Source organism: Pseudomonas mucidolens, from assembly GCF_900106045.1.
Lineage (GTDB): Bacteria > Pseudomonadota > Gammaproteobacteria > Pseudomonadales > Pseudomonadaceae > Aquipseudomonas > Aquipseudomonas mucidolens.
The window spans coordinates 4,733,674-4,748,996 of sequence record NZ_LT629802.1; the positions used below are offsets into that span (position 1 = coordinate 4,733,674).

Below are 15,323 nucleotides of genomic sequence, written 5' to 3' on the forward strand. Positions count from 1 at the left end.
TCATCGCTTTCATGATAAATCCTCGCAGCGATAAAAATGAATATCGAGATATCTAGATTTAATTCGATAAAAAATTACAAATCTTTCCCTATGATCTCGGCCAGCGCACTAATGGTTGCTTCATTGCGCTTGTAGTAAGTCCACTGACCGATGCGCCTGACCTCGACCAGGCCCGCTCGTTGTAGAGTTGCTAGATAACCAGACACCGTCGACTGCGACAGCCCGATACCTTCTTGGATACTACTGACACAGATCCCAACCGTGAGAACGTCACCTTCATCCTGCGCAGGGAAGTTCTTTGCTGGGTCCTTCAAGCCTTTCAAGATTTGAAGGCGTACCGGATTTGAGAGTGCTTTGAATATTTCGAGTAAGTCCATGAGTAGGTAATATCGAGATCTGGCGCTTTGAAGGTGGCCCACCGCAGGAATCGCAATTCAATTCGGTTCAGATAAGCCAGCTTGTACGATAGCTTATCTACCTCGTGTCGTTTATAGCCCTTCGTGTGAGCCAACTCGGCTTCAAACAAGACAATTTCTAGTTGCTCGTTCCTGTCGACGCAACACGCTTGAGTATATGCGCGAACCTGGTTGTATCGACGTTGCTCACACCATCCTTATGAAAATTCTGAATATGTGGACTGTGCTCGTGGTGTTTTTTACGTGCCTCAGTTGACGACCACTCCTCGACAAAGACAAAAAATCCGGGCTCTTTCTGATCTTCAAAAAGTCCATAACTGATATTGCCGTCTTCTTTTCGCGAGGGCTCCACGAGATCTGAAAGATCACGGCGCAACTGGTCTTCCCTACCTGGCTTGGCTTTAAGCCCGACAACGATAAATAATTCACTCATGCTTATCTTTTCCTTCAGAGTTGCGGCGGAAGCACTGGCTACCGCCGACGTGATCAGACGATAGCTGGACAGTTACTTTTTGGCCTGGTCACTGACTTTTTCGGGATTGAAGCCGTCGGAGTTGTCGAAGACACCCATGAACCCAGGGACAGTTGCCTCGCGTGCCCAGTCGCGCTGAAGCTCGCAGTACATTTGCACACGGCTGATGAGTTTCACGCCAGCCTGCTCCATGCGGCGCAGCGCTGCCTCGTGCGCGGCAACTGACGTGCCGCCGACCGCATCGACCGGTACGTATACTTCGTAGCCTTCCTGGATCGCATCCAGGGCAGGGAACGTTAGGCAGGCCTCGGTCCAGAGTGCGGTCATGATCAGCTTGCGGCGGCCCAGCGCTTTGACCGCCTGCTTGAACTCAGTGTCTTCCCAGCTGTTGATCGAAGTGCGGTCATAGGTCGGCAGGTGGCCAAGCACATCCTGCAATTCCTGAATCGGTGGCTTGTTGCGACCGGTCTGGACGTTGACGGTTGAGTGGATGATCGGCAGGTTGTAGTTAACAGCCGCCTTGGCAACGCTCGTGATATTGAAGATGAGTTCGTCTCGGGGCATTGAGCGGATCGAAGAGACCTGAACCGGCTGGTAGTCGATGATGATCAGCATCGAATTCTCTGGGGACAGCAGATGGTCGGTATGTGGGTTACGGATATTTTCGCTTGCCATTGAGTAGCTCCTTTTCTTTGGATGAGGTACGAGTAGCGACTTAAGCCGTCAGGAAACGGGCGTCACGGTCACTGTGTTGCTGATGCTTGGCGATATCGCTTCACTGGTGACAGACCCAGAGAGGCACATCCCCCTCGAAATGAAACGGTACGGTACCGTACCTTACACGAGACAAGGTAGCGTTATTTGTCACAAGCTGTGTCGCGGACCGAGGAACACCGGAATGGACATTGAACGTGTCAGGCATTACGTTCCGCTATTATGTCGACAGGATTTGCGCTGAGATCGACGTCGCCAAAGAAACGACTCTACCAACCGGCCTCCTTGCTGGCCGTTTGAGAGTGGCTGTCTGTGGCCATAATGGATATCTGTCCCGCTGGAATGGATTCCCGGAGACGCGTAGGCTGTGGTGAACTTAATCAAGCAGTACACTTGCACTATGGAAAGCTCCACCCCAAGACAGGCAGCAAAGCGTCAGAACATAATCGACGTGGCGACCGAAATGTTTCTCACGAACGGGTACTCTGGCGTGAGCGTCGACGGGATCGTGACAAATACCGGCGGATCGAAGCGCACGATCTATAGCTATTTCGGCGATAAGGAAGGACTTTTTTCAGCGACTATCGAGCATCTCTGTGCGGAGCACGTGAGTCCCCTCATGCACATGGATCTTAAGCAAGAGCCCTTGCACAAGGCCCTGTCGGTTATCGCCAACGTCTTCCTGGATGTGGTGTTATCGCCTCGCACCATCGCCCTGCACCGCATCATCGTCGCCGAGGCGCTACGTGCTCCTGAAGCGGCCAAGTCTTTCTTTGACGCAGCCCCTGCGACCGCCTATAAGTGCTTGGCCGAGTATTTTACCTGGGCTGAAGAAAACGGACTGATCAGGCCCGGAGATGCAAACGCGCGCGCTAAAATTTTCCTTGATGCGCTTACAGGCGACCTGCAACTGCGTTGCTTGCTTGGGTTTGCAAAGCCCCCTTCGAAATTAGAAAGGGATCACCTGATTGCAGAAGCTATATCTGTCTTCGTCATCGGATTGTCGCCCGTATAATTCAAAGCGCTCCAAACGCCCCAGGCTGAAGTCCAAGTAACCTAACGTATGCAACAGTCTTGGATGGACTTTTGCTGTCTGCTGAATAGGGTTGAGATAGCTGTTGAGTCGCGCCTACTTCCCTGACTCACTCGAAGGTCCGCTTTGGGTCCAGATTGTGTAAAAACGGGCTGGAAGCAGTTAACCAAACGCTATGCAAACAGGTTCCATCTCTACCAACGCATTTTCACAAGCACCTACAAGATCTCGCACGCAGTAAAGTCTCCATCCCTTACCCGATCCCCACTTGGCAGCGACCGTTTCAAGCGAAAACTCCTCCTGGGTTGCTCGAGCCCAATCATCGTGCCCGATCTCAGCGATCAGTTGCGCCTGGTAGACCTGTAAAAATGGAAGCAAGCTTTTCGCTTGTTCTACCTCTATGAGGACAAATTCCGCTGTATCGAGTTGCTGTTTAACATTCTCGACCAGTTCGTGAGCCTGCAATGGGAGTGCATCTAACACTGCCTCCAAGGCTGATCCTGACTTGTCGGCACTTTGGAACGTACCGCAAATGATGTTCCCTCCTGCCATATCCTTTCCCTGTCGTGACTTCGAAGCATAGATTAGGCACCTCGCGATCAAGTATCTATCGTCAACTCTTGGCTGATTTATGCCCGCCGTGAGCGACCCATTGGTCCCAGGCTTGGTGAAAAACTCCCCAAATTGTCTAACCTTCTGAACGCCGAGGTACTAACGGGGCGTTTGGCTCCGGACTTCAAGACCATTGCCGACTTTCGCAAAGACAACGGCAAAGCCATTCGCAGCGTATGCCGCCAGTTCGTAGTGCTTTCCGGCTCACCCTCCCAGGTGCCGTCTTAATGCGAGCCTTTCACATTGCAAGGATCGGTAGGCGTGAGTCCACGGCATTTTACGGAGCCCGGTCTTCAGTGCTTGGATCAGCATTTTGACTCCCATCTTCGCTGTGATGGCGCGGGTTACCAGTCCCTTAAAATTGAGGCTAGATTCTAGTAAATATCGCTCCGGTCGTTACACCTTCTCCCAGGAGCTTGAATCAGTTGGCCTTGAACCCCGGCAAGCCTTGAGATGCACGCCATTCCTTTACCGTTTGGGTGATGCCAGACGCTGAATCATCAGCGCCGTCTTCTGGGTAGAAAATCAAATCAGAACCAGCAGGGTGCTCGCTCACCTTTTCAAAGTGGAACACCAGCTTGTCCACTTCTGGTTCCGTGCCATCGTGACTAATAATCCGCTGTAGCAGGGCTACGAATTCGCTTTCGGTGTAATCGCTGAATGTATTTTTCATGGTTTCTGTCTGTCTTCCTTGTGAATCTCAACGTGACGTTTTGGCGTGGTCACCCTGAGGTTTTCTATGTCGTACACAGCGCCGCCGTGCTGGATGTTTTCGATGTGATGAATCTCGTAACGAGCATTCTCGCCGCTGCGTTCTGCTTTCGGTGCAAACGGTGAATTGCCTTTCGATAACCAGTCTTGGTTGGTGGGTTTGAACTGACTCCGTAACACGGCATCACTCCCTACAGCGGTCCACATTGCAGCCCTGAAATCATCGAAGCTTTTAAACTTCCGCCCCCGCAACTGATCGGCAATTCTCGCGGGTATTGGTGCACCGAGTCCTGTGCCAGCGCCAGCAAGCCAGATGCCAATCACATCTTCGCCTTGACCTGTGACGGTGCCGGCGCTCTTACGAACATTCATCACGATGTACAGCGGCTGTACACCAGAATCAGCCGGGAACACGAGAATGAAGTCTCTGTACGCGTCCGGGTAGACCGGACTGACGATGATGTTATCAGCCTGTTCTGTAGGCGGATAAATCCAGATTTGTGGTGCTTGTGGTGCGGCTTCTAGCGGGGGAATCCCAGAGGCGCTGGAGGGCTCAACGGCTGGTGTCCATATCAGGGTTACCCCATCACCAAAGTCTGCCACCTGCTGGGAGCCTTGCTCAACGAATTGCACCACCGGAATCATCTCCCAGTCAGTGCGTTTCTGGGTGTTGTACCCGTACCCCTTCAAGGTGCCGTCCACCTGCTGTTCGACATTTATCCGAACGCGTGTACGGCCTTCTCTAAGTGATTGAAGCTGTTCTTCGGTGTACAGACTGCTATCACCCAAGCTAGAAGGCCACAGTAGAGCGACAATGCCCGCCAAAGCCCCAGCGGCAACACCAGCAGTCACAACACCCGTTCCGGCCGCTGTTGCGGCAGCAGTCTCCGTTGCAACACTGGCAGCGCCAGCAGCACACAGAGCACCACAGGACGAACTGGCAGCAACGGCTGTCCCGCCCAACATGAGTGTTCCCAGTGCAGTGGGTAGGGGACTACCGCTGATTTTCTTGAGAGGGATGTTCCCGTCTGCATCCGTTTCATGGCCACCCAGAATGGCAAACTCGCCGTAGTTGGCCACCTTCTCAACAGGCACAAACCCGGATGGGTTGCTGTGATTGATTACGCCGTCTGGGAGGTTGCAGCTCTTGGCGAATACGCATCCGCGTAGGCTGACTTCCTCCGGCGTCTTGATAGCCCCCCTACGTGTGTCAGCTTCCCGCTCGCGCCTTTCATTCGCCGCAACGGTTCTGCCCCAAGCCGCCTGTACTGCCTCTGTCGCCTCGGCATGCAACCTGTTGCCATCTTACCCATTACACCCCTTATAACTCGGGAATAGGTTTTCAACCGCCATAACACTTCCCTGTAAAAATTGACTCAACCCCTTGGGGGGGGGGGAATTCCAGCCCGTAGCTGGGCCGCATCGACGCTACCGCAAAGCTCCAGCACTGGTTGTAGGGCAATTCCCAATTACAGTACTGAATACTCACCGATCCATGTCGTTTGCTGGGTGGGCGAAGGATATCGGGGTGTAGTGGTCAACTAATCCCGGACACGACGTTAAGTTTTTCCTCGGCCTGAGCTGGCGTCAGCCCACCGTTGAATTGGTAAGGCCCAATACAGATGAACACTATTCAAGAGTTGAAAGAGGGCCGCGACAAACTGGCCCTCGAAATGGAGAGCATCTACGTTAAATCTGAAATCTATCGACAGGTGAGCAGACACAGATTTTGCGTAGAAACGCGAATTTCAGTCTGGTTTTAAATGCGTGTTGCGCTGAAAAGCGTTTTTACACACTCAGGGCCAAAAGCGGACATGTCCGGCATCGTTTTTTACACGTCAGTAATCCATGTACCGGGAATACTTTCAGCAAACCCGACGCCAAATAACTGCGCTGGTGTTGCAAAGCCCTGCCTGACTTCACCGCCCAATACCCGGCGTGCTGCCTCCACTGCCGCTAGAGGCGTATAGGAATAGCCATTCACCGTTCCGATCACGGAGCGCGCTACCGTACCGTCAGCAGCGGTCACCTCAGCGACCGCGCGAGCTGGTTGCGTCAGTCGCTGCTCGGCGCTGGGGCCATCCAGTAATTGTGCCAAGTCGCCTGTGGGAAATGCATCACCGGTGACGTGAACATACATGGCGATATTAGGGATAGCGCTCGAGTGCCAACTGGTGATCAGGTCACCGAAGGACAGCGGTGCGCAGAGGACTGGCCCGTCACCAAAGTCGAACAACTCTGGCTGAGCGGCGGGAGTGGCAACCAATCGACCCTCGACCCTCGCCATTAATCCCGCACCGATGATTTCACTGGCACTGATTGCTGAGCCTCTCGACATGGACCCCGCCACCTGAAGTGCAACTCGCAGCGACTGAGGACTGCGTACGCGTTGGGCAACATGCATGGCCAGGCAATCGGTCGGCACCACGTCCCAGCCAACGCCGGGCAGTAGCATGACGCCCGCTTTTGCGGCCTGCACGCTTAGCCGTTCAGCTAATCGGTAAACGTTGATTTCGGCGGTGATATCCAGGTAGCTGACGCCAGCCTCAATGCAGGCGTACATCAGTGGTTGCGCGGTGTGTGCGAACGGACCGGCGCAGTTCAGAAGTACATCCACCCCTGCCAAAGCGCTACCTGGCGGGCCATCGAGCGAAAAAACGCGATAGGGCACATCCAGGCGCTCGGCCAGCGTTTGCAACTTGGCGGCATCGCGACCGGCGATTTCAACGTTAAGGCCAGCCGCTTTCGCCTGCTCTGCGACCATGCTGCCGGTATAACCAGCGGCGCCGTATATCAGTAGTTTTTTCATGAGCCGTGCTGCCATTTTTTGTAGACGAATTCGAGGCTATAACCGTCCGGGTCCAGCACATTGGCGGCGTAGTACTCCGGGTCGTAGTGCAGACGAGCGCCTGGCGGGCCGTTGTCCGTGGCGCCGGCTTGGATAGCAGCGGCGTACGCGGCATCCACCTCGTCGCGGCTATTGGCGACAAAGCCGATGTGTGCCGCACGGCCTTCGACAACGCCTTCGCGCAGCCAGAAAAATACTCGCCCGTTTGCACCAAAACCTTTGAGGTCGGGATGGCCGGGCGGGCCATCCTTGCCGTCGTAGTCAAGTCGGCTGGTGATGCCCAGCGGTGGCAGTGCGGCGCTGTAGAAAGCGATGGAGCGTTTAAGGTCTGCAACAGAGATAAAGACATGATCAAGCATCGCGTTTTCCTCACTTAAGGTTGGATTTTGTGGAGGTGTTTAAACCATGTAGCCGCCTGCAACTTCAATGGTCTGGGCATTGATCCAGGCGCTCTCCGCCGACAACAGCGTGGTGACCACAAGGCCCACATCTTCGGGCTCCCCTATCCGGCCCAACGCTGTTTGCCCGCAGAGCAACGCCTCGAACTCACTGTTCAGGCCACCACCCAGTTCGGTACGAATGGCCCCAGGCGAGACGGCGTTGGCACGAATACGGCGCTCGCCAAACTCCTTAGCCATATAGCGGGTCAGCACTTCCAGCCCGCCTTTGAACGCGGCATAGGGTGCAACACCCGCCGTGGCAACACGGGTCGTGGCGCTGGTGATGTTGACGATGCTGGCGCCATCGGCCAGCAACGGCAGCAAGGTTTGGGTCAGAAAAAACGGACCCTTGAGGTGGACGTTGAATAGCCCATCGAACTGCGCTTCGCTAACAGTCGCCATTGGGTTGAACAGCCCATAGCCGGCGTTATTGACCACACCATCGAGGTGCGACACACCCCAAACGTTCTGCAAGTCGCGCTGAAGCCTTTCAGTAAAGGCGCCAAAGCTGGCGACCTCGGCTACATCCAACTTCAGCGCAACGGCTTTACCGCCACTTGCCTGAATCTGCTCAACCACAGCCTGCGCCGCTGCCGGGTTGTTGTTATAGGTCAGGACTACGCCCATACCTCGCTGGGCGCAGAGAGTGGCGGTACTGGCACCGATGCCACGGCTGCCGCCGGTGATCAGAATGACGCTCATGGTGTGCTCCGGTGTCGATGGGGTGAAGCGTCACAGTAACGATCACCCATCGCGCCCACACATCCGTTCCTACTCGAAATCTGCCTGTTTCTGCTTTTTTCTTGCGCTGCATAACGGTTCTGGCGTCAGATGCTCACCATGAATAGTCAACTGAACGAACTCAGAGCACTGGCCACCAAAGCCGAAAACCGGCGTACGGAGACTGGCATTCCCCGTGTAGCCATGGTCCAGGGCGAAGTGCCTGAGCATTTGTTGGCCGCCGTGTACGACCCGATGATTAATCTGATTTTGCAGGGCAGTAAGTCAATGACCGTTGGCGACCGCACGTTGCGCTACGACCCAGCGACTTACTTTGTGATGTCCATCGAGTTGCCAGCAGTGGGCAAGGTTCACCCCGCCGTCACTGGCGAGCCTTACCTGGCCGTCAGTCTGACGCTGGATCCCGCGATTCTCGCCATGTTGCTGGCGGACCTGCCCAAACCTGCCAAACGTTTTGAACAGGACGCTGGATTTTCAGTAGCCGCCGTTACGCCCGAACTGATGGATGCTTGGGTGCGTATGTTGCGGTTGATGGAACGTCCGCAGGACATCACCGCGCTGGCGCCGGCGTACGAGCGAGAAATTCTCTACCGCGTATTGCAAGGCCCTCACGGTTGGATGCTGCGAGAAATCGCGGCGCCGGATACTGCTATGGCCCGTGTAAGCCTCGCCATCCAGTGGATTCGTCGCGACTTCGCCGAGCCCATTCGGGTCGATGATTTGGCTGAGAAAGCGGCGATGAGCGTGTCGGCCTTCCACCGCCACTTCAAAGCGGTGACCAACTTGAGTCCGTTGCAGTATCAGAAGCGCGTACGGCTGCTCCAGGCCCGCACGCTGTTGGTGGCCAGCGCCAAGAGCGTCACCACAGCAGCCTTTGAAGTGGGCTATGAAAGCCCCACCCAGTTCAGCCGCGACTACGCCCGTGTTTTTGGCTTGCCACCTGCACGAGATGCCGCGCGGATTTTGGCTGAAACACGGGCTTAAGCCATTTAACTGTTTTGGCCACCATCCACATTCAAGGTGGCGCCAGTGATATAGGCCGCGTCAGGCCCTACCAAAAACGCCACAGCGCCGGCCACTTCTTCGGGCTGACCGTAGCGTCCCAGTGCCGTCATTTGTTTAACCATGGCGGCCACGTCGCTGGTCTCAGGATTCATCTGGGTATTGATCGGGCCCGGTTGCACGGTATTGACGGTGATATGACGCCCACCCAGATCGCGTGCCCAACCACGGCTATAGGCAGCTACCGCCGCCTTGCTCGCGGCGTAGTCGGCGATACCTGGAAAAGGCGCACGACTGGCGAACATGGTGCCGATGGAAACGATCCGCCCAGCATCAGCCAGCAGCGGCACCGCCGCACGAACGGCAGCGACCACGCCACCGACATTGACGGCTTGCTGGCGGTCAAGCTCGGCAATATCCGCCTGCGGATCTCCAATCACTCCAGTGACAAACACGCCAGCGCTGTTCACCAGAATATCCAAACGACCAAAGTGCGCGTGCACGCGGTTGACCATGGCGGCGACCGCGCTTGCATCACTTTGATCGGCAACCAGGGCCAACGCCTGCACACCCAGTGATTCGATGTAATGGGCCACCACGCTGGCATGCTCCGATGACTTGGCGTAGCTGAACGCCACATCAGCGCCTTCGGCGGCCAGACGTTTGGCAATGGCGGCACCGATGCCACGTGACCCACCGGTGACCAATGCAACTTTACCTGCCAGGGATTTGCTCATGATTTTCTTCCTACATAGTGAGGGTCGAGTCGCGAATTACGAACCGTGCCGTCACACTAACCACCACCATGCCAGGGATAAACATACAGATACTGTATGCTCTATCACTGTTTTGGTGATAAACCTCCTTCTCCAGATGCCATAAACGGTACTCCCGGTGGACTACTTTCTTGCCGTACAAGCGTTCAACCGCATTGTCGAAACAGGCAGCTTCGTCAAAGCCGCGACGCAAATGGAGCTTCACCCAAATGCCGTGACCAAGCTGGTGCAAGCGCTGGAGTCACACCTGCGCGTGAAGCTACTCAACCGCACCACGCGGCGCGTTACGCTGACCAGCGAAGGGAGCGTCTATTATGAGCAAATGACCCGCCTGCTTGACCGCTGGCTGGAGGTTGAAGCGGAAATTGCGGTGACGCAGTCGGCCCCGAAAGGCAAAGTTCGGGTCGATATGGGCACCACCATCGCGACGCTATTGGTGATACCGGCACTGCCTGATTTCCACGCCCGCTATCCGCAGGTGCAGATTGATATCGGGGCGAGCGACCGCACGGCGGACCTGGCCAGCGAAAATATCGACTGCGTGATTCGCGGCGGCATCCTGCAAGATTCCTCACTGATTGCGCGACGTCTGGGCAGCCTGCCATTTGTAACCTGCGCAACGCCGGCTTACTTGGCGGCTCATGGTGTGCCCCGCCACCCGGGCGAACTGGAAGATGGACATGCGCTGGTGCGCTACTTTTTCCCAGGTTCGGGAAGGCAGAACACCCTTGAGTTCACCAAGGGCGACGAGCACGTCACCGTGCAAGGCCGTTACGTAATCGCTGTAAACGACAGCAACGCTTACCTCGCGGCAGGTCTTGCCGGATTAGGGGTGATTCATACGTTGCGGTTTATGGCGCAGCCGTATATCGACGCAGGCGCGTTTGTCCCGGTGTTGCAGGAGTGGCAGGCAGAGCCCAATCCGCTGTCGGTCGTGTACATGCCCAACCGACATCTGAGCGTTCGCGTGCGCGCATTTGTCGATTGGCTGGTGGAGCATTTCGCCGCCCACCCCCATGTGTTGCCCTGAGGTGCTACCGGGGGAAACGCGCGACGATCCACAAGGTGGCGCCCAAAGTACCCGCCACACCTACCCCAATGGCCATCTGAACGCCGAAGTGATCAACAGCCACGCCGCCGATCAATGCGCCGATCCCCATCGCTAACTGGCCGACGGCAACGAATAGCGCCGCCACAACTTCAAGACGATCTGGCGCTGCCTTGAATATCCAGCTCTGTATGGCGATTGGCAGCATGCCGAAACCAACGCCCCACGCGACGACTGCTGCTGTCGCCCACACTGGATTCGTGCCCCAAACCACCAGCGATAACATCGCACCGCCCAAAAACAGCGTGGTGACCAACACCGCCCTGCGTACATCGCGCTCGACAAACCAACCGCAAAAAATGTTGCCGATAATCCCTGCCACACCATAGGCGAGTAACAAGGCACTCAGGTTGCCGGAGTCAATGCCACTGGTTTGCTTTAGAAACGGTGCGATATAGGTGTAGGCGGCGAGCTGCCCGGTAAAAATAAGAACAACGGCCACCAGGCCCGCCCGTACGTTAGTCATCCTCAGCACCACGGGCACCTGGCCGAAGCCGAGGGATTTCTCAGGTGGAATGCGCGGCAGCAGCACGACTAACGCCGCCACTACCAACACAACCAAAACCGCGAAGGCGGCAAATGCCAACCGCCATCCCAGTAACCCGCCAAGCAATGTCCCTGCTGGAACGCCGGCTACGGTGCCCAATGTCACGCCAGAAAAAATGATGGAGGTTGCCCTGCCAATAGCATTGGGCCTCAGCCTGGCGCCCAGAGAAACCCCAATGGTCCAGAATCCGCCCACCGCAACGCCGAGAAGCACCCGAGCAGCGAGCAGAACAGGCAGGCTATTGGCGCACGCGACCAGCGCATTGGAAATGACCAGCAGACTGAGCAACGCCCACAACGCGTGCTGACGCTGAATATGCTTGCCCACACTAATGGTCAACAGCGCCGCGCAAGCGGCCACGATACCAGGTGCCGTAACCATAAGGCCGGCCTGCCCCTCACTGATCGCTAGGTCTTGGGCAATTTGCGGCAATAGCCCCACAGGCAGAAATTCGGCGCTCACCAGTGTGAACGCACCAACGCCGATGGCGACGACTGCGCTCCATGAGGCCGGTGCGGGAGAGGTTCTAGGCGTGGTTGATAAATCCGAGGGCGATGCTGTTTTTACGCTGTGCGTCATGGTCGCAACCTGAAGACATACAGGCGTACGTTGCCGTACGCCTGTGCGTTAATCGGCAAAAGTTAGTAGCCCACGCCCCGCACGCCACCCGATGCCCGAATGGATTCACCCGTCACCCAATGGGCGTCTTCGGATGCCAGAAACACGGCAAGCGGGGCAATATCTTCAGGCTCGCCGAAACGACGCAATGGCGTACCCGCGATAAGTTGCTCGCCAAATTCACCAGCAAAATTGCCGTCTGTAGCCGGCGTGTTGGTGTGGCCAGGGAGGATAGAGTTAACCCGAATTCCGCGTGGCCCAAGCTCTCTGGCTAAGGCAAAGGTCAGCGTATCGACCGCGCCTTTGGTTGCCGAGTAAACGCTCGAAGCAAGGTAGGGGTCGGTGCTGAGGATCGAGCTGATATTAATGATGCTGCCCGATGAGCTAAGCAGTTTCACGGCCTCTCGCGCCGCCAGCAGATAGCCGAGCACATTGAGGTTGAACTGCTTGTGAAAGGCCTCTTCGGTGAGATCTTCAATCATTTGAAACACCGCAACCCCGGCGTTGTTCACCAGAATATCCAGCGTTCCATAGTCAGCTGCCACGGTTGCGAACAAGCGTTGCACGTCAGTGCCGTTGCTCATGTCCGCTTGTATGGCAGTGGCACTCCCGCCTTGCGCTTGAATATGCGCTACCACCGAATCTGCGTCGTCTTTGCTGGATGAATAATTGATGATGACGGTGGCACCGGCTGCAGCCAATGCCTTGGCAATACCAGCACCGATGCCTTTGGACGCGCCTGTTACTACCGCGATTTTTCCTTCAAGTTTCATAGGAGACCTTTCTAAAGTGGCGAGTGACGCAGCGTCAGTTGTTCGCCCCAAGAGAATTGGGACTACACGCTGCTTGCCAGCAGTATCGGGTCAGTGCCGCACAGCGCCGTTGCCAGTTCTTCTCGCACCCTTGCCTATTCTTCTCACCTGTATTGCTTTGCGCGCTGGTCTACGCCATCGTCGTTCCCATGAACGACACCATGAAAGAACTGCGCAACATCGTGATGCGCGCTGAAAGCCAATGGACGGAAACCGGGTTGCCACGCGTGGCGATGGTCCACGCCGAAGCCTGTGCCAGCCAGATTTACCAGCCGATGTTGCACCTCGTACTGCAAGGCTCAAAAACCTTGTCCATCGGTGATCGGGTACTGAGTTATGGGCCAGCCACCTATTTTGTGGTGCCTATCGATGTGCCGGCGACTGGCGAGATTTATCCAGGAGGGCCGGACGAACCCTATCTCGCTATCAGCCTGACCCTGGATCCCGGCACCATCGCTTCGCTGCTGGCGGACAGACTAAAAGCAGAAAGTCTGTCCGACCCCAGCTGCTTCGCGCCCGCTCCGGCGTCTCCAGAGATGCTCGATGCCTGGCTGCGCATGATGCGCCTGATCGACCGCCCCTATGAGGCTTCGGTGCTTGCACCAATGATCGAGCGCGAAATTTTGTTTCGCGCGCTGCAAGGGCCCTTCGGGAAGATGTTGCGCGAAATTGCGCGCCCTGACGGGCGGCTTTCACAGATCCGCCGAGCCACCCAATGGATACGCGAACATTACACCGAACCCTTTCGAGTCGAGCCTTTGGCGGCCATGGCGGACATGAGCATCGCCGCTTTTTATCGGCATTTCAAAGCCATTACCGCGATGACACCGATCCAATACCAAAAGCGCCTGCGCCTACTCAGAGCGCGATGGCTCCTGTTATTTGAAACACACAACGCCGCCGCCATCGCATTCACGGTCGGGTACGAAAGTGCCTCGCAATTCAGTCGTGAGTACGCACGTCTGTTTGGGTTGCCGCCCGCCCGAGACGCCGCAAGGTTTAAAACGCCCGCTGATGCCGTCGATCCGCGTCCCACCTAACATCCATCAAGGGTTGATGGGCGCGGGCTCCAAAGGCAGTTGGTACCAGTGCTAGACCTGGGCATACCGGCGTATTTCAAGCCTGATGCACGCCCAGCACCGGGCGCCGTGTATGCCTAACTGACACACCACCAGAACCCTTGTAAACCGGGCATCTTACAACCCAATTCCAACGACGCCGGGGCACCAGATACAAACAAAAAAGCCCCAGGTCTCGCGACCTGGGGCTTTTCGGTGGGCGTTGTTTCGTCCTGAATAAGCTTTAACGCTTTTGCAGCGCCTCCAAACGCGCGGGTAAATCCTCGTTCGGAAAGCGTTTATGCAATGCCAGCAGTTTTTCATCCGCCGCCCTGGCCTCACCTGTCTGACGCAAGCGCAAGATTTCCTGCAGCGCTTGTTCCAGCGTGGGCAAGGCGACCGCTGCGCGCTTGCTCATTTTGGCGGTGGGCGCTTCAGCCAGGAAGCCTGCGGTTTCTGCCTGCACCTGCGCGCTGTCGGCCTGGGGCGCGAGGGCGAGGCGGGCCATCGGCGCGGGGGCCGCTGGAGCCGCCAGCGCGGGTGGCGGGGGCGCGGCGGCGTATTGCTCAATGTCGGGCGTGGGTCGGTCGGCGGTGGGAACGGGCGAACGCACGACCAGGCCGATCATCAAGGCTACGCCTGCGACGGTGGCAAATGCCATCTGCCAGCGCGGCCGTTGGCAGGCGTGCAGCCAGCGTTGCCACAGGTTGGGACGCGGCGCCGGGGCTTCGCGGCGGGCGGCGGCGAGGATGAAGGCGTCGAGGGCGGCCGGCGGTTCGCCGTGGGCCTGCTGGCGAAAATGCTGGAGCAGCACGTCGTCGGGCGAATCCTTGGTGTGTCGGGGGTCAGTCATACGGTTACCTCCTCGGCCAGCAGCCGACGCAGTTTCTGCTGGGCGTAACGCAAACGGCTTTTGACGGTTTCCAGCGGGGCGCCGGTCAGGGCGGCAATTTGCGGCAGTTCCAGGTCGCCGCGCAGGCGCAGCAGGAATACTTCCCGCTGGTCTTCGGGCAAGTCCTGCAGCGCGGCATCGAGACGACCCTGGTCGCGGCTCAGGCTCAACTGCTGCTCGGGACCGGCGCTGTCGTCGAGGCGGGCGTGCAACTGTTCGTCGTAGCTGTCGTGCAACGGGTTGTGGATACCGTGTTTGCGCCAGTGATCGATCAGACGGTTGCGCGCAATCTGGAACAGCCACGTACGAAAACTCGCCCGCCCCTGGGGCTGACTGCTGCTGCGGATCAGGCTGAGCCAGGTGTCCTGGAACACTTCCTCGGCCAGTTCGGCCTTGTTGCTCAAGGACACGAGAAAACGGTACAAGCCCTGCCGATGGCGAGCGTACAGGGCTTCAAACGCCGCCCCGTCGCCATCGCGATAGCGGGCCAGCAGGGCCTCGTCGCTGGGTGAATCCATTGAAT

The 15,323-nt window shown here is 57.0% G+C and carries 18 protein-coding genes and 1 pseudogene; 5 read left to right on the top strand and 14 right to left on the bottom strand.

Annotated features, from left to right (window positions below; all coding sequences use genetic code 11):
* Nucleotides 1–74: 74 nt before the first annotated feature.
* The 3 genes from BLU75_RS21775 to BLU75_RS21785 form a co-directional block, all read right to left on the bottom strand.
* Nucleotides 75–377, bottom strand: a complete 303-nt coding sequence (locus BLU75_RS21775) for an ArsR/SmtB family transcription factor (protein WP_084381403.1) — start codon at nucleotides 375–377, stop codon at nucleotides 75–77.
* 157 nt (nucleotides 378–534) lie between these two features.
* A complete protein-coding gene (locus BLU75_RS21780) occupies nucleotides 535–849 on the bottom strand; it encodes a putative quinol monooxygenase (RefSeq protein ID WP_084381404.1) in 315 nt (104 codons plus the stop codon).
* Nucleotides 850–921: 72 nt separating this feature from the next.
* Entirely contained in the window at nucleotides 922–1,563 is a 642-nt protein-coding gene (locus BLU75_RS21785; protein WP_084381405.1) for a hydrolase, read from the bottom strand.
* A 439-nt stretch (nucleotides 1,564–2,002) separates the two neighbouring features.
* Here BLU75_RS21785 and BLU75_RS21795 point away from each other — a divergent pair, with 439 nt between their 5' ends.
* Nucleotides 2,003–2,617 (top strand): TetR/AcrR family transcriptional regulator, encoded by a 615-nt coding sequence (locus tag BLU75_RS21795; protein WP_084381433.1) that lies wholly within the window; start codon nucleotides 2,003–2,005, stop codon nucleotides 2,615–2,617.
* A gap of 180 nt (nucleotides 2,618–2,797) precedes the next feature.
* Here the strand turns inward: BLU75_RS21795 and BLU75_RS21800 are convergent, their stop codons facing one another.
* Nucleotides 2,798–3,187 (bottom strand): hypothetical protein, encoded by a 390-nt coding sequence (locus BLU75_RS21800; protein ID WP_084381407.1) that lies wholly within the window; start codon nucleotides 3,185–3,187, stop codon nucleotides 2,798–2,800.
* A 159-nt stretch (nucleotides 3,188–3,346) separates the two neighbouring features.
* On the opposite strand from BLU75_RS21800, the pseudogene BLU75_RS27385 reads away from it, so the two are divergent.
* Nucleotides 3,347–3,445: pseudogene (locus BLU75_RS27385) on the top strand (hypothetical protein); the annotation flags it as partial.
* A gap of 223 nt (nucleotides 3,446–3,668) precedes the next feature.
* Here the strand turns inward: BLU75_RS27385 and BLU75_RS21805 are convergent.
* The 5 genes from BLU75_RS21805 to BLU75_RS21825 all read right to left on the bottom strand — a co-directional run bounded on the left by BLU75_RS21805 (nucleotide 3,669) and on the right by BLU75_RS21825 (nucleotide 7,948).
* Complete coding sequence (locus tag BLU75_RS21805) at nucleotides 3,669–3,920, bottom strand: bacteriocin immunity protein (RefSeq protein ID WP_084381408.1); 252 nt, start codon at nucleotides 3,918–3,920, stop codon at nucleotides 3,669–3,671.
* The gene (locus BLU75_RS21810) at nucleotides 3,917–5,053 is read right to left on the bottom strand and encodes an S-type pyocin domain-containing protein (protein WP_414860565.1); all 1,137 of its coding nucleotides are present in this window, start codon (nucleotides 5,051–5,053) and stop codon (nucleotides 3,917–3,919) included. The genes BLU75_RS21805 and BLU75_RS21810 overlap by 4 nt, the downstream gene beginning before the upstream one ends.
* A gap of 736 nt (nucleotides 5,054–5,789) precedes the next feature.
* Complete coding sequence (locus BLU75_RS21815; RefSeq protein ID WP_084381410.1) at nucleotides 5,790–6,767, bottom strand: saccharopine dehydrogenase family protein; 978 nt, start codon at nucleotides 6,765–6,767, stop codon at nucleotides 5,790–5,792.
* The gene (locus BLU75_RS21820; protein WP_084381411.1) at nucleotides 6,764–7,165 is read right to left on the bottom strand and encodes a VOC family protein; all 402 of its coding nucleotides are present in this window, start codon (nucleotides 7,163–7,165) and stop codon (nucleotides 6,764–6,766) included. The genes BLU75_RS21815 and BLU75_RS21820 overlap by 4 nt, the downstream gene beginning before the upstream one ends.
* A 39-nt stretch (nucleotides 7,166–7,204) precedes the next feature.
* A complete protein-coding gene (locus BLU75_RS21825; RefSeq protein WP_084381412.1) occupies nucleotides 7,205–7,948 on the bottom strand; it encodes an SDR family NAD(P)-dependent oxidoreductase in 744 nt (247 codons plus the stop codon).
* 138 nt (nucleotides 7,949–8,086) lie between these two features.
* Here BLU75_RS21825 and BLU75_RS21830 point away from each other — a divergent pair, with 138 nt between their 5' ends.
* The gene (locus tag BLU75_RS21830; RefSeq protein WP_172832084.1) at nucleotides 8,087–8,971 is read left to right on the top strand and encodes an AraC family transcriptional regulator; all 885 of its coding nucleotides are present in this window, start codon (nucleotides 8,087–8,089) and stop codon (nucleotides 8,969–8,971) included.
* A 5-nt stretch (nucleotides 8,972–8,976) separates the two neighbouring features.
* Here the strand turns inward: BLU75_RS21830 and BLU75_RS21835 are convergent, their stop codons facing one another.
* The gene (locus tag BLU75_RS21835) at nucleotides 8,977–9,726 is read right to left on the bottom strand and encodes an SDR family oxidoreductase (RefSeq protein ID WP_084381413.1); all 750 of its coding nucleotides are present in this window, start codon (nucleotides 9,724–9,726) and stop codon (nucleotides 8,977–8,979) included.
* Nucleotides 9,727–9,883: 157 nt separating this feature from the next.
* Here BLU75_RS21835 and BLU75_RS21840 point away from each other — a divergent pair, with 157 nt between their 5' ends.
* A complete protein-coding gene (locus BLU75_RS21840; RefSeq protein WP_084381414.1) occupies nucleotides 9,884–10,795 on the top strand; it encodes a LysR family transcriptional regulator in 912 nt (303 codons plus the stop codon).
* A 4-nt stretch (nucleotides 10,796–10,799) separates the two neighbouring features.
* On the opposite strand, the gene BLU75_RS21845 is transcribed toward BLU75_RS21840, so the two are convergent.
* Both BLU75_RS21845 and BLU75_RS21850 read right to left on the bottom strand, forming a co-directional pair.
* Nucleotides 10,800–11,999 carry an MFS transporter gene (locus BLU75_RS21845; RefSeq protein ID WP_084381415.1) on the bottom strand — a complete coding sequence of 400 codons (1,200 nt, stop codon included), beginning with the start codon at nucleotides 11,997–11,999 and terminating at the stop codon, nucleotides 10,800–10,802.
* 62 nt (nucleotides 12,000–12,061) lie between these two features.
* On the bottom strand, nucleotides 12,062–12,811 hold the full coding sequence (locus BLU75_RS21850) for a glucose 1-dehydrogenase (protein ID WP_084381416.1): 750 nt from the start codon (nucleotides 12,809–12,811) through the stop codon (nucleotides 12,062–12,064).
* Nucleotides 12,812–12,999: 188 nt separating this feature from the next.
* Here BLU75_RS21850 and BLU75_RS21855 point away from each other — a divergent pair, with 188 nt between their 5' ends.
* Nucleotides 13,000–13,890 (top strand): AraC family transcriptional regulator, encoded by an 891-nt coding sequence (locus BLU75_RS21855; RefSeq protein WP_090221560.1) that lies wholly within the window; start codon nucleotides 13,000–13,002, stop codon nucleotides 13,888–13,890.
* Between the two features lie 262 nt (nucleotides 13,891–14,152).
* Here the strand turns inward: BLU75_RS21855 and BLU75_RS21860 are convergent, their stop codons facing one another.
* Both BLU75_RS21860 and BLU75_RS21865 read right to left on the bottom strand, forming a co-directional pair.
* The gene (locus BLU75_RS21860) at nucleotides 14,153–14,761 is read right to left on the bottom strand and encodes a hypothetical protein (protein WP_084381418.1); all 609 of its coding nucleotides are present in this window, start codon (nucleotides 14,759–14,761) and stop codon (nucleotides 14,153–14,155) included.
* Complete coding sequence (locus BLU75_RS21865) at nucleotides 14,758–15,318, bottom strand: RNA polymerase sigma factor (RefSeq protein ID WP_084381419.1); 561 nt, start codon at nucleotides 15,316–15,318, stop codon at nucleotides 14,758–14,760. Before BLU75_RS21865 ends, BLU75_RS21860 begins: the two co-directional genes overlap by 4 nt.
* Nucleotides 15,319–15,323: the final 5 nt, after the last annotated feature.